Below are 18,711 nucleotides of genomic sequence, written 5' to 3'. Positions count from 1 at the left end.
GTCCAGGCGGTGGGCGTCCAGGCGGTGGCGGTCCAGTCGGTGGCTGTCTGCGGTTCGGCCGCGGTGGGCGTCCAGGCGGTGGGCGTCCAGGCGGTGGCGGTCCAGTCGGTGGCTGTCTGCGGTTCGGCCGCGGTGGGCGTCCAGGCGGTGGGCGTCCAGGCGGTGGCGGTCCAGTCGGTGGCTGTCTGCGGTTCGGGCGCGGCAGGTGTCCAGTCGGCAGGCGGCCAGGCGGCGGAGGTCCAGGTGGCGGAGGTCTGCGGTTCGGCCGCGGTGGGCGGCCAGGCCGTGGGCGTCCATTCGGCGGCTGTCTGCGGTTCGGCCGTGGCAAGCGTGCCAGCATTGCCGCCTGGCGTCATACGGGCGACCGCCGCGCCGTTCCACGCCCCCGCTGGTGCCGGGACCGTGGGCCTCCGACCCCGTTTCGGCCTCATATCCTCATGGATGTGTTGGCCCTTCCCCTTCTCCCTGGGCGTGAGGAGGATTTGCGCTTGCTTCAGCACCGCTACCTCCGCCGCGGTCGCCTGGTGGTCCTTGTTGAGGAGGTTGTGCAGGCGTTGTCGGGCCTGCCTCTCCCAGTCCGGCGCGTCTGCTCTCACGGCCTTGGGGAGGGTGCCTGGTTGGACGAGAGCGGGGTAGCCCTCCTCACCGGAGAGGCCGTACAGTCGTGCGATTCCCATCGCCGAGTCAACTGCGGATTCGACCCTCGCATTCTCACTCTCGCGCTCCACCTCCGGATTGATATGGACGCCGGGCTTCGGCCACCGGGAGCGGAGGGGGATTCCCGCCTGCTTCAGCACCGTTACCTCCGGGTCAGTCGCCTGATAGCTCGGTCTGAGGAGGTTGCGCAGGCGCTGTCGGGCCTGCTTCTCCCACGGCGACGCATTTTTTCCACCCGCCGTGGGGAGGGTGCCGAGTTGGACGAGAGCGGGGTAGCCCTCCTCACCGGAGAGGCCGTACAGTCGTGCGATTTCCGTCGCCGAGTCAACTGCGGATTCGACCCTCGCATTCTTACTCTCGCGTTCCACACTCGGATCGATATGGACGCCGAGCTTCGGCTCCCGGGAGCGGAGGAGGATTTGCGCTTGCTTCAGCACCGTTACCTCCGGGTCAGTCGCCTGGTAGCTCGGTCTGAGGAGAGCATGCAGGCGCTTGCGGGCCTTCTTCTCCCACTCTGGCGCATCCGGGTCAGCAGTCTGCTTGGGGAGGGTTCCGAGTTGGACGAGGGCGGGGTAGCCCTCCTCACGGGAGAGGCCGTACAGCCGCGCTATGCCCGTCTCGGATGGTAAGACGGAAGGGGTCTGGTCCATGTGGTCCTCTGCAACATCCCGGTACCGGCAGTCCCTCTGTCACCTCAACCACGTATCCCACCGCCCCAAGGGTTCAACATGCGCAATGAGGCTGCCGCGCGAGGCATGAATCCGGCCGGCGGGCGGGTGCTTGCCGCCCTGCGCCATGTGAATCTGTCCCGGCTGACCAGCGGTGAGAGCCGGCCCCGTACTTCACTTCGGATCTTCGGGTTCGGCCGCTGTGCCGTATCGGCGTCAGCCCCCTCGGCCCCATCTGGCCGTCGCGGTCACCGCCGCCACCGTCTCCGACCATACGCAACCGGATATTCCTCGGTCTCGGTGTGCTCGGCTGGTCAGCGCTTCCGTCTTTTAGCCGCGGACTCCGGCCGATCGGCGGCGGGCGTCCAGGCGGGGGTTGTCTGCGGTCCGGGCGGGGCGGGCGTCCAGGCGGCAGGCGTCCAGGCGGGGGTTGTCCGCGGTCCGGCCGCGGCAGGCGTCCAGGCGGGGGTTGTCTGCGGTCCGTCCGCGGCGGGCGTCCAGGCGTCAGTCGGCCAGGCGGGGGTTGTCCGCGGTCCGGCCGCGGCAGGCGTCCAGGCGGGGGTTGTCTGCGGTCCGTCCGCGGCGGGCGTCCAGGCGTCAGTCGGCCAGGCGGGGGTTGTCTGCGGTCCGTCCGCGGCGGGCGTCCAGGCGGCAGTCGGCCAGGCGTCAGGCGTCCAGGCGGCGGGCGTCCAGGCGTCAGGCGTCCAGGCGGGGGCTGTCTGCGGTCCGTCCGCGTCAGGCGTCCAGGCGTCAGTCGGCCAGGCGGGGGCTGTCTGCGGTCCGGGCGCGTCAGTCGGCCAGGCGGGGGTTGTCTGCGGTCCGGGCGCGGCGGGCGTCCAGGCGGGGGTTGTCTGCGGTCCGTCCGTGGCAAGCGCGCCAGCATTGCCGCCCGGCGTCATACGCGCGACCGCCGCGCCGTTCCACGCCCCCACTGATGCCGCGACCGTGGGCCCCCGACCCCGTTTCGGCTTCATATTCGGATGGATGTGTTGGCCTTCCCCCTTCTCCCTGGGCGTGAGGCGGATTCGCGCCTGCTCCATCACCGCTACCTCCGCGGGGGTAGCCTTGTATGCCGGATTGAGGAGGCAATTCAAGCGCCGTCGGGCCTGGTTCTCCCATGCGGGCGCGCCGTTTCTGCTGGTCTTGGGGAGGGTGCCGGGTTGGACGAGAGCGGGGTAGCCCGCCTCACCCGAGAGGCCGTACAGTCGTGCGATGTCCATCGCCGAGTCAACTGCGGATTCGGCCCGCGCATTGTCGCTCTCGCGCTCCACGCCTGGATTGATATGGAAGCCGCGCCCCTCCCCCCGGGACCGGAGGGGGATGTTCGCCTTCCTCAGTACCTCTTCCTCCGGCGGAGATGCCACGTTCCTCGAGAGGAGGAGATCACGCAGGCGCCGCCGCGCCTGGCTCTCCCAGTCCTGCGCGCCATTTCTCCTGCCCGCGGGGTGGGTTCCGAGTTGGACGAGAGCGGGGTAGCCCGCCTCACCCGAGAGGCCGTACAGTCGTGCGATGCCCCTCGCCGAGTCAACTGCGGATTCGGCCCGCGCATTGTCGCTCTCGCGCTCCACGCTTGGATTGATATGGAAGCCGCGCCCCTCCCCCCGGGACCGGAGGGGGATGTTCGCCTTCCTCAGTACCTTTTTCTCCGGCTTAGATGCCACGCTCTTCGAGTTGAGGAGGTTGTGCATGCGTTGTCGGGCGTTGGCCTCCCAGTCCTGCGCGCCATTTCTCCTGGCCGTGGGGAAGGTTCCGAGTTCGACGAGGGCGGGGTAGCCCGCCTCACCGGAGAGGCCGTACAGCCGCGCTATGCCCGTCTCGGATGGTACGACGGAAGGGGTCTGGTCCATGTGGTCCTCTGCAACATCCCGGTGCCGGTAGTCCCTCTACCACCTCGACCACGTATCCCACCGCCCCAGGGTTCAACAGGCAGGTGGAGCCGCAGCGCGACGCATGAACCCGGCCGGCGGGCGGGTGCTTGCCGCCCTGCTGCTTCTACGGGCACCTACCGGTGGGTGGCCGAGCGGACCTTCACCCGGCTCCATGGCTTCCGCCGCCTTCGCATCCGCTGCGAACGCGGAAGCGACCTCCACGAAGCGTTCCTCGAACTCGCCTGCTGTCTCCTCACCTACCGGCAACTCGGTGCATTGGGTCGGCCGAAGTACCAGGCGGCGACCTCTCCTTGAGCTTCGAGTGCACCGTCCGAGGATGGGACGGGGGGCACGGCGGCGTGGCTTGCGGAACTCTTCGTCGAAGCACTGCGGCAGTCCCGCGCGGTGACGGGCAGTGTGCTCGTCACCGTGGGTACCTGGGCGATCGCACGAACATCCGCCGCAGGAACCGCAGGCGTCCCGCTGGCGGGCGCCTCGATCGATGCCCTGGACACCGGGGCGCGGTCGGCGGGTCACCGATTCCGCGGAGCGCCCTGGTTGTTGTGGTGGACGTGCTGATTGCGGTACCGGTACAGGGTGGCTGCCGGTGCCGGGCGCCCAGTACCGCTACCCGTACTCATCGGTGCGCGGGACGCCCCGAACGGCCGCCGCCCTTTCGGCCGGTGGGCTGGCCGGGCTGGTCGGCCCGGCCCGGCGGGTACGCGCCGGTCTGCGGGGCGGGCTGTGTGTAGGGCCGCGGGTACGGCTGGTTGCTGGGCTGCTGGAAGGGGGTGGAGTCCCACTGTGCGTACGCCACCTGGGGGAGTTGACCCACCGGGTTGTACACGTCGGGGGCAGGCAAATGCGGCGTTGCGAGCGAGAGTTGATCCATACCCTGCGACAGCGCGGCGGTCCCGTAGTAGTCCGGGGCCTGCCCCTCCACACCCGGTAGATGGGCGAGTGCGGAGGGCGCGACGGGATTGACTGAAGCCGGCCACAGGCCGACCGATTGCCAATCCCAGGTGTTGGAATCAACAGCGTGGGCCGCCAGTGCGTCCAGGTCCACACCGCCGAACAACTCCGTTTCCGGTTCGGGCTGTGCCTGGTCCGCGTACCGCACCGGATCTGCGTTCTGAGCCTGGCCCGCGGACGGTGCCGGGGGCGCGGCCTCGGGCCCGAACTCTTCGGGCTGGAGCATGTGGAGCAGATTGCCCTTTGCCTGAACCGCCGCCTGGTAGTCAGGCCATTCCACTTCCGCGGCGAATATCCGGGATCGCACCCCGACATCCTCCAGATCGAGCGAATGATCAGCCACGAGCGGCGGCACCGACGCACCTGATGGACCAGCCGCCGGCTGCAGCTCATTCAGCGAGACCACCGCCGCCTCCCGCCCCTTTATGCCGACCCTCTCCGGATTCACCGCCACCCGCAGCCCCGAGGGCGGCACCTGCGGCCACCCCATCAACCGCTGATATTCCCCATACACGACCTTCGCCATCTGAGCCAGTTGAGCATCAGCAATCAGCTGCTTCCGATGCCACCCATCCGCCGCTTGAGGGACCCCCCGTTTCCTGGCAGCCTCCGCCGCGCGGAACTCCGGGTCCTGTCTTCTCTGTTGCATATATTGCCGCTTGCGTTTCCTCACGGACTCCTTGTTGCTGCCCCGCTCGTTGTTCGGCATGGTGCTCCGCTCCCCCTTCGTTCTCCGGGCGTCTTCGCACACACCATTACTCGCCGCACCGCCGATCGGTTCACCGTCCCGCCTGCCCGCGCTGTGGTGGTCCGGGATCGGCGCGATTTGACACGGCTCCGGGGCCGTGTACACCGTGCCCCCGCCTCGTCCGAGACGGAGATCCGAGGTGGTCAGGGGCGTGGGCCCGTGGCGTCGTTCCATGAAGTGAGGTCGTCTCATGAACCAGCTCGCCGATCGTGCCGCCATTCACGATCTCAACACGCGCTACGCGGTGGCCTTCGACAGCTTCGAGCTGGAGGAGTCCTCCGGTTGCTGGGCGGAGGACGGGGTTCTTGACGAACGTGAGACCGGCCATGGGCTGTTCGAAGGGCGCGCGGCGGTACGCGACTTCTTCCGCGACACGCTCTTCGCCCATGCCCGGCACGTCATTCACGTCATGTTCAACCATCTGGTGACGGCCATCGACGGCGACCACGCGACCGGAAGCGTGTTCTGCCTGGTCGAAGTGGTCAAGAGCGACGGCGGCTACGTTCGCTCCCACGTCAGGTACGAGGACGAGTACGTCCGCGTGGACGGGGAGTGGAAGTTCCGCAGCCGCGTCCTCAAGCCGTCCTTCCCGGGCGCTCCGGCATAAGTCCGCCGGGCGTCTCGGCATGGGCCCGTGGGGCCTGCGGGCCCTGCGCCGCCGCCCGTCTTCACTACTGACGCGGGGGGCGTCCTGAACGACCCGTTCGGCCGCCGGGCCGGCCCATCTGGTACGCGTTGGTCTGCGGGGCGGGCTGTGTGTTGGGCTGCTGGAAGGCGCTGGTGTCCCACTGTGTGTACGCCACATTGGTGTGTTGGCTCATCGCGCCGTAGGAGTCGGCGGTCGGGAAGTGGGAGGCCGTGACCGAGAGGTTCTCCATGGCCTGCGACAGTGCGTAGGCCGGGGCTTGTCCCTCCAGGCCCGGTAGGTGTGTGAGTGCGGAGGGCGCGATGGGATTGGCTGCGGGAAACCAGGGGCCGGGCGTTTCGAGCTGCCAGGTGCTGTCGTCAGCTCCAGCTCCGGAACGCAGTAGTTCGTCTACGTTCACGTCGCCGAACAACTCCGGGTACTCGCCGGGCTGCGCCGGGTCCGCGTACTGCGCCTGGCCCGCGGGCGGCGACGGGGGTACGGCTTCCGGCCCGAACTCTTCGGCCCGGAGCCTGTTGAACAGATCTTCCTGCGCCCGCACCGTCGCCTCGCGCGTCCGGTCGTCCACGTCCGCACCGAATACCTGGTCCCGGACCCTGGCATCCGTCAGGTCAAGGGAAGGATCAGCCACGAGCGACGGTACCGACCTCCCCGAGGGACCACCCGCCGGGTGCGGCTCATTCAGCGTGACCACAACCGCCTTCCCCCCATCCCGGCCGACCGTCTCCGCGCTCAGCGCCACCTCCAACCCCCTCGGCGGCACCTGCGGCCACCCCATCAACCGCTGATAGTCCCCATACACCGCCGACGCCGCATTCTGCTCCCGTGCCCGCTGCTCCCGTACCCGTTCCCGGTGCCTCCGCATCCCTTCCCGTGCCCGGTCCCGCTCCTGACCGGCTCGCTTCGGATCCTTCAATTTCTGCGCCAACTTGTCATATTCATTTTGGCGGTATTCCGGATCCTCCCGCTTCTTCCGCATATTTGCCCGCTTCAGCCTCAGTGTCCGGTCCCGCTGGGTCTCCTGGGCTTCGTCTGCCGGCATGGCACTCCACTTCCCATCGGTCTCCAGGTATCTCCGCGCACACCACTACTCGCCGCACCGCCCTTCGGTTCACCATTCCGGCCCCGGACGGTCGGAGCCGCTGCCGCTGAAGGACTGAGCCGTGGACAGCAGGGGCGGACGGACCGACGCCCCCGGGCGGCCCATGCCGGGCCCGGGGGCGTCGTGTGTGTGCGGGAGCCGGGGCCGCGCGATGCGGCCTCACGCCCGTGGGGTGCGCGTCGGGGGTTACAGGCCGTGGACGTGCGGGCCGACCGCGCCGGACCACTTGTTGCCGTCGGCCGCGTCCCAGTTCGTGGACCAGGTCATCGCGCCGCGGATGCCGGGCCACTTCTCGTCCGGGGTGAAGCTGCCGCAGCTCGTGCCCTTGGCCAGGCAGTCCAGCGCGGCGTTGACCACGGAGGGCTCGACGTAGCCCGAGCCGGCGGCCTTGGACGAGGCCGGGGTGCCGATGCCGACCTGGGAGGGGTCGAGGCCGCCCTTGATCTGGACGCAGGCCAGCGAGGTGAGGAAGTCCACGCTGCCGGCCGCGTAGGTCTTGCCGTCACAGCCGTTCATCGAACCGCTGTTGTAGTACTGCATGTTGACGACGGTCAGGAAGCTCTTGATGTTGAGCGCCGTCTTGAAGTACTCGTTCTGCGGCGACTGCATGTCGATGGTCTGCGGGGCCATCGTCACGACGACATCGCTCTTGGCGGCGTGGATGGACTCCAGCGCCTTGGTCATGTACGTGGAGTTGAGGCCGTTCTCCAGGTCGATGTCCACGCCGTCGAAGCCGTACTTGTCCATCAGTCCGGTGATGCTCTTGGCGAAGGCGTCCGCCGAGGCGTCGTCGCTCACGGAGACGGCGCCCTTCTCGCCGCCGACCGAGATGACCACGGACTTGCCCTCGGCGTGCTTCGCGGCGATGTCCTCCTTGAACTGGTCCTCGCTGTAGTTCAGTTCGGGGTCGAGCTTGAAGTCCACCTGGCCGGGTGAGGCGGTGGCGTCCGCGAAGGCGACCGCGATGATGTCGTAGTCCTTCTGCACGTCACCGAGGGTCTGGACGGTCGCGCCGTTGTCGAAGTTCTGCCAGTAGCCGGTGACCGCGTGCGCGGGGACCTTCGAGGCGCCGACGCCGGGGACGGCCTTGGCGCCGTCGCCCTGACCGGCGTTCGCCTGCGCCGCGCCGAAGCCGAACAGCCCGGCGGCGGCCAGGGCCGAGGCGACGAGACCGACGGTCGCGCGGGTGCGGAAGCGGCGGGGGGTACGGGCTCTGTTACGGGACACACTTGTACTACGGGACACAACTGCCTCCGGTGTGGGGGGAAATGAGGGAGGTGATGCGTGTGTGCCGTACAACGTGGTCCAGACCAATAGCCTTGTCAATACCCCGCGCAGCACCCCGCGCGACGGAGCCGGTGGCGCGCACCCCCTTGTGCTGATCGTCCGCAGACGGTTACATGCGCCCACGACCTGCACGAACGGCCCGGCCCGTACCAACGAACGACCAGCCCGAACGACCAGCACGAACGAGCAGTACGTACGCCATCCCTGCGCACGGCGGAGGCAGCCCGGTATGTCAGCGGAGGACACCACCCCCAGCGCCACCGGCGGAGCCGGCACGGGCGGCGGCCCCGGCGAATCCGTCACCGGTCGAACCGGTGACGGCGGCGACACCACCCCCCGAACCGCCACCGGCGGCGCCCGGATACCGGTGCGCAAGCCCAGTTGGAAGATGATCGGGCCCGGCATGGTCGTCGCCGCCACCGGCGTCGGCGCCGGCGACCTGGTCGCCACGCTCATCGCGGGCAGCAAGTTCGGCTACACCCTGATGTGGGCCGCCGTCATCGGCTGCGTCGTCAAGATCGCGCTCGCCGAGGCCACCGGCCGCTGGCACCTGGCCACCGGCCGCACCCTCTTCGACGGCTGGCGCAGCCTCGGCGCCTGGACCACGGTCTACTTCGCCGTCTACGTCGTCCTGTGGGGCTTCATCTACGGGGCCACCGCCATGTCCTCCAGCGCACTGCCGCTCCAGGCGCTCTTCCCGGACGTGATGCCGCTGAAGGTGTGGGCGATCATCACCGGACTGGTCGGGCTGGCCTTCGTCTGGGGCAACCGCTACGCCGTCGTCGAGAAGATCATGATGGTCTTCGTCGGCGTGATGTTCGTGGTGGTCGTCTACGTCGCCATCCGCGTCTCGCCCGACCTCCCGGCCGCCTTCGCGGGACTTGTGCCCGTCCTGCCGTCCGGCTCCATGGTCTTCACCCTCGGCCTGATCGGCGGCGTCGGCGGCACCATCACCATGGCCGCCTACGGCTACTGGATCAATGCCAAGGGCTGGACCGACAGCGGCTGGATGAGGATGATGCGGCTCGACAACCGCGTCGCGTACATCACCACCGGCGTCTTCGTCGTCGCGATGCTGATCGTGGGCGCCGAACTGCTCCACGCCTCGCACATCGCCCTCGCCACCGGCGACAAGGGACTCCTCGACCTCAACGACGTCCTGGAGCGGCGCTTCGGCACGTTCACCTCCACGCTCTTCCTGATCGGCTTCTTCGCCGCATCCTTCTCCTCCTTGGTGGGGGTCTGGCACGGCGTGAGCCTGATGTTCGCCGACTTCGTCGAACGGCTGCGGGCGGCCCGCGGGCTCGCGCCGGAGTCGGAGGCGGGCGTGGCCCCGCTCGCGCGCGGCGAACAGGAACGCTCCTGGCCCTTCCGCGGCTACCTGCTGTGGCTGACGTTCCCCCCGATGACCCTGCTCTGGCTCGACCAGCCCTTCGGCCTCGTCATCGCCTACGGCGTCCTCGGCGCCTTCTTCATGCCCTTCCTCGCCGCCACCTTGCTGTGGCTCCTCAACTCCGGCCGCACCCCGCGCGAGTGGCGCAACGGCTGGCTGAGCAACTTTCTGCTCGCCGCGTCGTGTGTGCTGTTCGTGGTGCTGTGCGTGCAGCAGTTGAGGGAACTGCCTTGGTGAGGGCCTGATGTGTGGGGCGGGTCGGCCTGCCGGCCGTGCGCTGCTGACCTCGCCGTTCCCGTGGCGGCGGGTTTTCGCCGCCGCCACGGGATGCTTACGGTCGGTCAGTGGGGGCGTCGTCGGGGGCGGCGGGAGTTTCGTCGTCGAAGAGCTGCTCGGCTTCCGTGGCCCGGAAGGCTCGTTCCAGCCAGAGGTCGAGGGTGTCCAGGTCGGTGCACGAGGTCACGCGGGTGCGCTGGGCGTCGCTGACGGGAAGGTCGCGCATCTTCAGGGTCAAAAGGACGGACCGTGCGCGTTCCTTTACCTGGCCTTCTGCCAGGCCCGCCGCCTTGCCTTTGGCCTCGCCGCTGGCCTGGCCCTCAAGGAAGGTCTCCTCGACCAAGGTGCCGCGGCCGGGGAAGTAGCTGCCGTTCTGCATGAGCGCTCTCCAGGTTTTCAGGGCCCGGGGCTCGCCGAGCCCGGATTCCACCAGTTCCGCGTAGTACTTGAGGGTGTCGCTGTCGGCCCTGCCGAGGGCGTGTGCCAGGGCTTCCAGTATGGCCGTGTTGTCCGGGCTCTTGCCATGTGTCACGGCGGTGAAGGCGGCCATCGCGAGGTCCTGGGCCGCCTCCTCCGGGTCGATGATCACGGGGACGTTTCCGGGGCCCAGGACCAGGGGCCGGACGGTGAGGGGCTGCCAGTCGTCGGGGCCCAGGTGGAAGGGGCCCATGGCCCACTCCGCCGTCTTCTTGTCCTGGCAGACGACCACGAGTAACGCGAAGCAGTCCTCCTTGGCCATGAGGTAGCCGAGATAGTAGGCCCAGCTCTCGACCTTGTCGGGGTCGCACCGGCTCTGTGCCTCGATGGCCAGCAGCGTGGGCTTTCCGCCGTCGCGGGGGCGCAGTCGCAGCACCGTGTCGATGCGGCGCTCGATGGGTTTCAGTTCGGTGGCGTCGGGGGTCAGGACCTCGACGCTGGAGTCCTCCGGCAGGGACACGCCCAGCAGCCGGAAGGTGGGGGCGAGTAGCGCGGGCCGTTCCTGGAAGATGCGGTGCGCCGTCTCGTGACGGGAGGTGACCATGTGGTGACCGTATGAAGATCGGGCAGGGTGCGGCGCGCATATGCCTCTCCGGCCACCGGATCGGATGAACGCGTGTGCCCCGCTCGAAAGACCACTGGGACGATGAGGGGTTGACGTGGCGCGCGGGGCGGGTAGTGCTCCCGCCGGAGGCGCGGGGTTCGGGTGAGATCGCCGGAACGGGGTACTGGCCGGGCTGCCGTGGATAGTGTGTGATGTCGGCGACGCGCGACTGGATCGGCGCGTGCGAGATCGGCAAGTGAGGGCACTCGGCGCCGAGTTGGGCCGAGCCGACCGGAGCCACCGTGGCGGGAGAACCCGGGGGAGGCGGATGTGTCGACGGCGTTAGCGGTCACCAGGGGTGATCACATGCTCGCCCCGCCTGACCGGCACACCCCGCGTGCCCATGTCTTCAGCCCGCCCGAGGAACAGCCGCTGGAGGCCGCGCTCGCGGAGACCCGCGTTCTGCTGGAGCGGCACGGCTATCTCATCGTCCTGTATCCGGCCACCCTCCCCACCCGCTACCTGCACCGGCTGCACACCGTCAGGTCCCTGCTGGAGAGCGGGCGTATCGCGCTGCTGCCGGTGGCGCTGCCGCCGCTGGCCACGGGGGTGCTCGTGCGGCAGCTGCGGCAGCTGTCGCTGTGCGACTTCACGCCCGGGGTGCTGGGCGCGGCGGCCCGGCTGCTGACGCACTACCTGTACGCGGGGGCGGTCCTCGGCTCGGTCGCGCGGCTGGACCGGGTGCCGGTCACCCTCACCGCGCACGCCAAGTCGTGGCTGCCGGGCGCCCAGTTCGCCGTTCTCGCCGCGCCGACGCCCGAGCTGGTGCGGCTGGGCGGGGAGCGGGGCGGCTCCGGGGGCGGCGCGGGCGGTACGGGTAGCGCGGGCGGCATGCTGACGGGACCGCAGTTCGCGACGGAGCTGACCGTCGCACCCGGTCGGCTCGCCTCGGCCTGGGTCACCCGCACGCTGGCCCCGCACTGGCGCTCCGGGACTGTGCGCGAGGCGGAGCTGCCGGGGGATTCGGCCGCCTGGTGGGGCACGGGCAAGCTGACGGAGTTCGTGGCCGCGATCCCCGACGTCTCGGTGCTCTACCAGCTCGTCGCCTCCGTGCGGCGGGACGAGTGCCACTGGTGCGGGCTCGAACTCATCGGCGACCGCTGTGCGTTCTGTGCCTCCCCCGCCCCGCCGCCGGAACCGCCGGAACCGCCGGAGTACCCGGAGCAGTCCGGCGCCGGGGTCAAGGGTGCCCGACCCCCGGGTGCCCGTCCGGCGCACGATGACCGCCGGATTCATGACGCCACCGGCCCGCCTCCCGGCCAGGGCCCGCCTCCCGGGCAGGGCCCGCCTCCCGGGCAGGGCCCGTTTCCGGGCCAGGGCCCGCCTCCCGGGCAGGGCCCGTTTCCGGGCCAGGGCCCTGCCGCCCCCGGGGCGGCGTCCGACAACCGTACGGACGACGCTCCCGTCGTCGCCGATCCCCGAGGTATCCGCCGATGAACTCACGCCAGCGCCGCGGCGTCATACTGCTGGTCCTCTCAGCGCTGTGCGCCCTCGCCGCGTTCGCGGGAGTGCTCGCCGTGATCAGGAACGTGGAGTCCAAGGTGGGCGAGGAGACGACGGCCTACGAGCTGAAGGAGGACGTGCCCGCCTATCGGACGCTGGAGGAGGGGCAGTTCACGAAGGTGTCCATGCCCAAGCGCTGGCTGCCGGAGACCGCCGTCACCGACCTGTCCGGCATTCGCGGGCATATTGCCGTCAATCCGCTCAAGAAGGGCTCGCTCCTCCAGTCCGACATGATGGCCAGGCGGCCCCAGTTGAAGTCCGGCGAGCAGGAGATCGCCATCATGATCGACGCCGAGACCGGGGTCGCGGGCAAGATCAACCCCGGTAACCGGGTCAACATCTACGCCACCTTCGACGGCGAACAGCGCTCCGGCGGCGGTTCCGGTTCCGGGAGCAACGCGGGCAAGGCACCTTCCGAGTCCCGCGTCATCGTCAGCCGGGCCAAGGTCATCGACGTCGGCAAGCTCACCCCGCTCAAGGACGACGGCAGCCGCGATGAGCGGACCCGGCGGCGCGAGCGGGACGGGGTGCCGATCACCTTCGCGCTCAGCACCGCCGACGCGCAGCGCGTCGCCTACGCCGAGTCGTTCGCCGAGCATGTGCGCCTCGCGCTCGTGGCGCCGGGCGACGACGCCGAGGTCCCCGAGGAGGACCGCACCTACACGCTCCCCGGCGACAAGTGAGGCAGCCGATGGTCACCCGTATCCTGCCGGCCGTCAGCGACCCTGACGCGGCCCGCCCGGTCGTCACCCTGCTGAGCCAACTGCCCGACAGTGAGCCGATGCCGCCCGCGACCGACTCCACCTCGCTGCTCGACACGCTCGCCCGGCAGGCCGGCGCGTCCCCGGCCGAACTGCCCGAAGTGGTGCTCGTCCACGAGCTGATCGGGCCGCTGCCCGCACTGGAACTGGTCCGGGAGATCGCGCTCCACTTCCCCGCCGTCGCCGTCGTCCTCGCCACGCAGGACGCCGGCCCTGGGCTGTACTCGGCCGCCATGGACGCCGGGGCGCGCGGTGTGACGGCGCTGCCGCTGGCCTACGACGAGCTGTCGGCGCGGGTCGCCGCCGCCTCGGCCTGGGCCACCGGGGTACGCCGCCACCTGGGCGGCGGCCCGGACGGCGGCTACGGCTACGGCGGTTTTGGATACGGCCCCGGCGGCCACGGCGCGGGGTACGGCCCCGGGTACGGCGGGCCCGGCGGGGGGCGGGGCGGCGCGGGCACCGTCGTCACCGTCAGCGGGGCCAAGGGCGGCGTCGGCACCACCCTCGCCGCAGTCCAGCTGGCCCTTGCGGCACGCGCCGCCGGGCGGGAGACCGCGCTGGTGGACCTGGACCTCCAAGCCGGTGACGTCGCCTCCTACCTCGATGTGCGCTTCCGCAGGTCGGTGGCGGATCTCGCCGGTATCAAGGACATCACCCCGCGCGTGCTCCAAGACGCCGTCTACACCCACGAGTCGGGGCTGGGTCTGCTGCTGGCGCCGGGTGAGGGCGAGCGCGGGGAGGAGGTGGACGAGCGTGCGGCCCGGCAGATCATCGGCGCGCTGCGGGCCCGCTTCGAGGTCGTCGTGGTGGACTGCGGCACCCAGATGCACGCCGCGAACGCCGCCGCCGTCGAACTGGCCGACCGCACCGTGCTGTTCACCACCCCCGACGTGATCTCCGTACGCGGCGCCAAGCGCATGGTGCGGCTGTGGGACCGGCTCCAGATCCGCAAGGCGGAGGAGACCCTCACCGTCGTCAACCGCGCCTCCCGGCACACCGAGATCCAGCCGCAGCTCATCTCCCGCGTCATCGGCACCCCGGTGGCGCGCGCGACGGTGCCGGCCCAGTTCAAGGAGTTGCAGTCCGCGCTGGACGCGGGCCGCATGCAGGACCTGGACGCCAAGGGCAGTGTGCGGCAGGCGCTGTGGGGCCTCGCCGGGGAACTGGGCCTGGCCGCGGCGGGCGACGGGCGGGGGAGTGGCGCGGACGCCGGAGCGCGCGCGGGCGGCGGACGGCGCCGGGGCCGCAGCCGGCAGGGCCGGGGCGGAGGCGGCGGCGCGGGCGGGGGCTCCGCCGAGCCGGGCCACAGAGCGCTGCCGCCCGGCGGGGGCGGCGGCTCCGTGCGGGATACCGACGGTGGTCGGCGGCAGCAGGCACTGCCCCCCGGCGCCCCGCCGGGCCCCCCGTCCGCCTCGCTCGCCTCGCCTGCCTCGCCCGCCTCTCCTGGCCCGGGGACCCGCTTCGGCTCGGACCGGGGCGCCCTCGCCTCCCCCCGCCGCCGCCCGGTAGCGCCGCCGGGCGAGGGCGACCGGGGCTCGCTGACCGTGGAGTTCGCGGGCATGGCGCCGATCGTGCTGGTCACCCTCGCGCTGCTGTGGCAGTGCGTGCTGATCGGCTACACCTTCTCCCTCGCGGGCAACGCCGCCGACGAGGCCGCGCGCGCCGCGACCGGGGCCGCCGCCTACGGCGATCCGCAGGGCGCCTGCGAGGCGGCGGCGCGCGAGCACCTGCCCGCCAAGTGGCGCGGAAACTCCTCCATCAGCTGCTCGCGCGGTGGCGGGGTGTGGAAGGCGAACGTCGATCTGCGGACGCCGATGCTGTTCCCCGGCGCCGCGGGGCTGCCCTTCACGGTCAACGGCGAGGCGGGCGCGGCGGAGGAGGGATGAGTGACGAGAAGACCAGGGCGGGCCTCCCCGCCACCGGGCCGGATCCGCGTGCACAGGACGATTCGCGGGCGCCGGGCTGTTCGCGGGCGCCGGTCGATCCGCGTACTCCGGGAGCGCCGGGTGCGCGATCGGGGGTCCAGCGCACTGGAGTTCGCCGGGATGCTGCCGCTGCTCCTGCTCGTCGCCGTCGCCGCGATCCAGCTCGGCATCGTCGGCTACGCCGTACAGCAGGCGGGCACCGGGGCGCGGGCCGCGGCGCGGGTGGCCTCGCAGGAGGACGCCGGGGCCGGGTACGCGGCGGCGGGGCGCGCGGCGATGTCCGGCTGGACGGGCTCGCGCAGCGGTTTCACGCTGTCCCGGGGCGGCGACGAGGTGGAGGTGACCGCCACCGTAACCATCCCCTCCCTCATCCCGGGCATCGACAGCCTCGGCAAGGCGACCCGCTCGGCGACGATGCCCACCGACGAGGACGCCGAGTGACGCGCCCGTCACGACAGACACCGGCCCGCACGACGGCACGGCGGGCGTCGGCTCCCAGGAAAGGAGGCCGGGGATGAGCCTGCGCTCCCGGATCGCGGCGCACGAGAACACCGGCGCGGGCGGCGGCACCTCCGCCGACAGCACCGGCCACCTGGTGGCCGCCTACCGCACCAAGCTGCTGGAGGAGATCGACCTCGCCGAGATGTCGGCGCTCTCGCCCGCCGAGCGCCGCGCCCGGCTGGAGCGGGTGCTGGGCCACCTCATCAGCCGCGAGGGCCCCGTCCTGGCGACCCAGGACCGCACGCTGCTGATCCGGCGCGTGGTGGACGAGGCGCTGGGACTCGGGGTGCTGGAGCCGCTGCTGGAGGACGGCTCCATCACCGAGATCATGGTCAACGGGCCGGACCAGATCTTCGTCGAGCGCGGCGGACGGGTCGAGCAGGTGCCCGTCCGCTTCGCCTCCGACGAACAGCTGATGCAGACCATCGAGCGCATCGTCTCCACCGTCAACCGCCGGGTGGACGAGTCCAATCCGATGGTCGATGCGCGGCTGCCGTCCGGCGAGCGGGTCAACGTCATCATCCCGCCGCTGTCGCTGACCGGCGCCACCTTGACCATCCGCCGCTTCCCCCGCGCCTACACGCTGCACGAGCTGATCGCGCTGGGGACGCTGGACGAGCACATGCTCGCGCTGCTGTCCGGCTTCATCCGGGCCCGCTTCAACCTCATCGTCTCCGGCGGCACCGGCAGCGGCAAGACGACGCTCCTCAACGCGCTCTCCGCGCTCATCCCCGAGCACGAGCGCATCATCACCGTCGAGGACGCCGCCGAACTCCAGCTCCAGCAGCAGCATGTCATCCGCCTGGAGACCCGGCCGCCCAACGTCGAGGGCAAGGGCCAGATCACCGTCCGCGACCTGGTGCGCAACTCGCTGCGCATGCGGCCCGACCGCATCATCGTCGGCGAGGTGCGCGGCGGGGAGACCCTCGACATGCTCCAGGCCATGTCCACCGGGCACGACGGCTCGCTGGCGACCGTCCACGCCAACAGCGCCGAGGACGCGCTGATGCGGCTCCAGACCCTCGCGTCCATGTCGGAGGTGGACGTGCCCTTCGCCGCGCTCCAGGACCAGATCAACTCGGCCGTCGATGTCCTCATCCAGCTCGCGCGGCTGGCCGACGGCTCCCGCAAGATCGTGGAGATCTCGGTCCTCTCCTCGCACGGCCGCGAGACCTTCCAGCTCGCCACCGCCTCCCGCTTCGAGGCCCGGCCCATGTCGGCCGACGGCCGGGTGCACGGCACCTTCGGCCACCTGCCGCTGCCCCGCCGCGCCGCCGACCGGCTCTCTCTGACGGGGGAGCCGGTGCCGGCCGCGTTCGGCGTCGCACACTCGGCCGACCAGCTCGCGACCAGGGAGGCGGTATGACGGGCACCATGGAGCCCTCCGTGCCGGAGTCCCCGTACGCCCTCGCGCTCGGCTCCACGGCCCAGTTCACGCTCGGCGCGACTTTGGCGGCCGTCGCGCTCGCCGCCCTCGGCGTGCTCACCTACGCCTCCGGACGGGCCCGCCGCCAGGCCCTCATCGACCGGCTCAGCGGCGCCGAGGGCGCCCCGCGCGCGCTGCCGTCCGGCAGGTCCGGCACGTCCGGCAGCAGTCGGCGGCGCCGCTTCACCGCCGTGGACCGCAGGCTGCGCACCACCGGACCGGGCCGCCGCCTCCAGGCGAAGCTGGCCGCCACCGGACTCGACCTGAGCGCCGGGGAGTTCCTCGTCTATCTGGCAGGGCTGGTGGCCGTGGTGTGGATGCTGGCCTCCGCCGTGCTGGCGCCGTTCTTCGGGCCCATCGCGGGCCTGGTCGGCGTCCTCGCCGCCAAGGCGTTCCTCGACCACCAACGGCAGCGCCGCACCGAGCAGTTCATCAACCAGCTCCCCGAACTCTCCCGCATACTCGCCAACGCCACCTCCGCCGGGCTCGCGCTGCGTACGGCCCTGGGCATGGCGGCGGAGGAGCTGGAGGCACCGGCCGGGGACGAACTCGCCCTCGTCACCAACCAGCTGGCCGTGGGCCGCTCCATCGACGACGCGCTGAACGAGCTGGCCGAACGGCTGCCCTCCCGCGAACTCGTCGTCCTCGTCACCACCCTCGTCCTCTCCAACCGGGCGGGCGGCACCATCGTCGGCTCGCTGCGCAACCTCACCACCACTCTGGAGGAGCGCAAGGAGACCCGCCGCGAGGTCCGCACCATGCTCGCGGAGGTCAACGCGACGGCCTTCACCATCCCGCTGCTCGGGCTCGGCGCGATGCTGATGATGAACTCGATGATGCCCGGCGCCCTCGCCCGCGTCACCGGCTCACCGGTCGGCCAGATCGCCATGGTCGTCGCGGTGGGCCTGTTCGCCGCCGGGTTCCTCGTCATCCGCCGCCTCGGCAGAATCGAGGTGTGAGCCGTGCTCGCACTCGCCCTCGCGGCGCTGTCCGCCCTCGCGGTGTACGGGGCCTTCGCCGGTATCCGCATGTACCGGGCCGAGACGAAGCTGCCGCCCGACCTCGCCGTGGCGCTGGAGGTCGGCGCCACCCGCGCCGGGGCCGGAGGGCAGGCCGCGGACCGGCTCGGGATGCGCTTCGCCCCGCTCGTGCTGCGGCTGATGGGGCCCGCGCGGGTGGACACGAAGCGCCGCAGGATCGACCAGGCCGGCAACCCCGGCGGGCTCACCCTCCAGCGGTACGCCGCGCGCCGCGCCGTCTTCGGCGCGTTCGGCATCGCCATGGGGCTCGTCGGACTGGCCGCCGACAGCCTCCTGTTCACCGCGATGGTGCTGGCCTTCGGCTGGGTCGCGGCCGACCTGAGCATCTGGCAGGCCATCAAGGACCGCCGCCGCGTCATCGAACGCACCCTGCCCGACTTCCTCGACGTCCTCGCCGTCGTCGTCTCGGCCGGACTCGGCTTCCGCCAGGCGCTGGAGAGGGTGGCCGAACGCTACGAGGGCCCCTGGGCGGACGAACTGCGCATCACCCTGCGCCAGATGGACATGGGAGTCAGCCGCCGTCAGGCGTTCGACCAGCTGCGCCGGCGCAACGCCAGCGACCAGGTGGACCAGTTCGTCACCGCGCTCCAGCAGGGCGAGGAACTCGGCGCGCCCATTGCCGAGACGCTGATACAGATCGCCACCGACATGCGCCGCACCGACGCGCAGAACGCCCGCCGCAAGGCGGCGAAAACCGTCCCCAAGGCCACCATGAGCACCATCGCCTTCCTGCTGCCCGGCACCCTGATCCTCATCGCCGCCACGTTCGTCCTCGGCTCGGACACGGACTTCGGCTCGGTCCTCGGCGGCTGACCGTGCCGCCCGCCCTCACACCTCGCGGCCTTGACACACTGTCG

General features: G+C 71.0%; 13 protein-coding genes and 2 pseudogenes. 10 read left to right on the top strand and 5 right to left on the bottom strand.

From position 1 onward, the window contains the following. Positions 1–1,307, bottom strand: a pseudogene (locus ABD339_RS24130) (hypothetical protein); the annotation flags it as partial. 2,006 nt (positions 1,308–3,313) lie between these two features. Here ABD339_RS24130 and ABD339_RS24125 point away from each other — a divergent pair. Continuing rightward, positions 3,314–3,508, top strand: a pseudogene (locus ABD339_RS24125) (transposase); the annotation flags it as partial. A 322-nt stretch (positions 3,509–3,830) separates the two neighbouring features. Here the strand turns inward: ABD339_RS24125 and ABD339_RS24120 are convergent. Continuing rightward, complete coding sequence (locus ABD339_RS24120; protein WP_344568587.1) at positions 3,831–4,874, bottom strand: hypothetical protein; 1,044 nt, start codon at positions 4,872–4,874, stop codon at positions 3,831–3,833. Positions 4,875–5,103: 229 nt separating this feature from the next. Between ABD339_RS24120 and ABD339_RS24115 the strand changes: the two genes are divergently transcribed. Beyond that, positions 5,104–5,520, top strand: a complete 417-nt coding sequence (locus ABD339_RS24115; RefSeq protein ID WP_344568586.1) for a nuclear transport factor 2 family protein — start codon at positions 5,104–5,106, stop codon at positions 5,518–5,520. Between the two features lie 64 nt (positions 5,521–5,584). Here ABD339_RS24115 and ABD339_RS24110 read toward each other — a convergent pair whose 3' ends face one another. Together ABD339_RS24110 and ABD339_RS24105 are read right to left on the bottom strand one after the other, a co-directional pair. Beyond that, positions 5,585–6,190 (bottom strand): hypothetical protein, encoded by a 606-nt coding sequence (locus tag ABD339_RS24110; protein ID WP_344568584.1) that lies wholly within the window; start codon positions 6,188–6,190, stop codon positions 5,585–5,587. A gap of 657 nt (positions 6,191–6,847) precedes the next feature. Next, positions 6,848–7,888 carry a chitinase gene (locus tag ABD339_RS24105; protein ID WP_344568583.1) on the bottom strand — a complete coding sequence of 347 codons (1,041 nt, stop codon included), beginning with the start codon at positions 7,886–7,888 and terminating at the stop codon, positions 6,848–6,850. A gap of 289 nt (positions 7,889–8,177) precedes the next feature. On the opposite strand from ABD339_RS24105, the gene ABD339_RS24100 reads away from it, so the two are divergent. Further along, on the top strand, positions 8,178–9,578 hold the full coding sequence (locus ABD339_RS24100) for an Nramp family divalent metal transporter (RefSeq protein WP_344568582.1): 1,401 nt from the start codon (positions 8,178–8,180) through the stop codon (positions 9,576–9,578). A gap of 94 nt (positions 9,579–9,672) precedes the next feature. Here ABD339_RS24100 and ABD339_RS24095 read toward each other — a convergent pair whose 3' ends face one another. Then, entirely contained in the window at positions 9,673–10,638 is a 966-nt protein-coding gene (locus ABD339_RS24095; RefSeq protein ID WP_344568581.1) for a hypothetical protein, read from the bottom strand. 366 nt (positions 10,639–11,004) lie between these two features. Between ABD339_RS24095 and ABD339_RS24090 the strand changes: the two genes are divergently transcribed. The 7 genes from ABD339_RS24090 (at position 11,005) to ABD339_RS24060 (ending at position 18,667) form a co-directional block, all read left to right on the top strand. After that, on the top strand, positions 11,005–12,135 hold the full coding sequence (locus ABD339_RS24090; RefSeq protein WP_344568579.1) for a hypothetical protein: 1,131 nt from the start codon (positions 11,005–11,007) through the stop codon (positions 12,133–12,135). Then, positions 12,132–12,884 (top strand): Flp pilus assembly protein CpaB, encoded by a 753-nt coding sequence (gene cpaB, locus ABD339_RS24085; RefSeq protein WP_344568577.1) that lies wholly within the window; start codon positions 12,132–12,134, stop codon positions 12,882–12,884. Before ABD339_RS24090 ends, cpaB begins: the two co-directional genes overlap by 4 nt. Positions 12,885–12,892: 8 nt before the next feature. After that, complete coding sequence (locus ABD339_RS24080) at positions 12,893–14,848, top strand: CpaE/TadZ family protein (protein WP_344568575.1); 1,956 nt, start codon at positions 12,893–12,895, stop codon at positions 14,846–14,848. Between the two features lie 120 nt (positions 14,849–14,968). Next, entirely contained in the window at positions 14,969–15,328 is a 360-nt protein-coding gene (locus tag ABD339_RS24075) for a TadE/TadG family type IV pilus assembly protein (protein WP_344568573.1), read from the top strand. A 73-nt stretch (positions 15,329–15,401) separates the two neighbouring features. Beyond that, complete coding sequence (locus tag ABD339_RS24070; RefSeq protein ID WP_344568571.1) at positions 15,402–16,754, top strand: TadA family conjugal transfer-associated ATPase; 1,353 nt, start codon at positions 15,402–15,404, stop codon at positions 16,752–16,754. Further along, positions 16,751–17,773 (top strand): type II secretion system F family protein, encoded by a 1,023-nt coding sequence (locus ABD339_RS24065; RefSeq protein WP_344568569.1) that lies wholly within the window; start codon positions 16,751–16,753, stop codon positions 17,771–17,773. Before ABD339_RS24070 ends, ABD339_RS24065 begins: the two co-directional genes overlap by 4 nt. 3 nt (positions 17,774–17,776) lie before the next feature. Further along, positions 17,777–18,667, top strand: coding sequence for a DUF5936 domain-containing protein (locus ABD339_RS24060; RefSeq protein ID WP_344568567.1), 891 nt, complete (start codon positions 17,777–17,779; stop codon positions 18,665–18,667). Positions 18,668–18,711: the final 44 nt, after the last annotated feature.

The organism is Streptomyces axinellae, assembly GCF_039532135.1.
GTDB lineage: Bacteria > Actinomycetota > Actinomycetes > Streptomycetales > Streptomycetaceae > Streptomyces > Streptomyces axinellae.
Note: the sequence above shows the minus strand (reverse complement) of the source record. Positions and strands in the feature narration are given on the sequence as shown.

Bases quoted from the DNA above. Each gene is read 5' to 3' on its own strand.
- ABD339_RS24120 (WP_344568587.1), bottom strand. From the start codon at position 4,874: ATGCCGAACAACGAGCGGGGCAGCAACAAGGAGTCCGTGAGGAAACGC.
- ABD339_RS24115 (WP_344568586.1), top strand. From the start codon at position 5,104: ATGAACCAGCTCGCCGATCGTGCCGCCATTCACGATCTCAACACGCGC.
- ABD339_RS24100 (WP_344568582.1), top strand. From the start codon at position 8,178: ATGTCAGCGGAGGACACCACCCCCAGCGCCACCGGCGGAGCCGGCACG.
- ABD339_RS24095 (WP_344568581.1), bottom strand. From the start codon at position 10,638: ATGGTCACCTCCCGTCACGAGACGGCGCACCGCATCTTCCAGGAACGG.
- ABD339_RS24090 (WP_344568579.1), top strand. From the start codon at position 11,005: ATGCTCGCCCCGCCTGACCGGCACACCCCGCGTGCCCATGTCTTCAGC.
- cpaB (WP_344568577.1), top strand. From the start codon at position 12,132: ATGAACTCACGCCAGCGCCGCGGCGTCATACTGCTGGTCCTCTCAGCG.
- ABD339_RS24080 (WP_344568575.1), top strand. From the start codon at position 12,893: ATGGTCACCCGTATCCTGCCGGCCGTCAGCGACCCTGACGCGGCCCGC.
- ABD339_RS24070 (WP_344568571.1), top strand. From the start codon at position 15,402: ATGAGCCTGCGCTCCCGGATCGCGGCGCACGAGAACACCGGCGCGGGC.
- ABD339_RS24065 (WP_344568569.1), top strand. From the start codon at position 16,751: ATGACGGGCACCATGGAGCCCTCCGTGCCGGAGTCCCCGTACGCCCTC.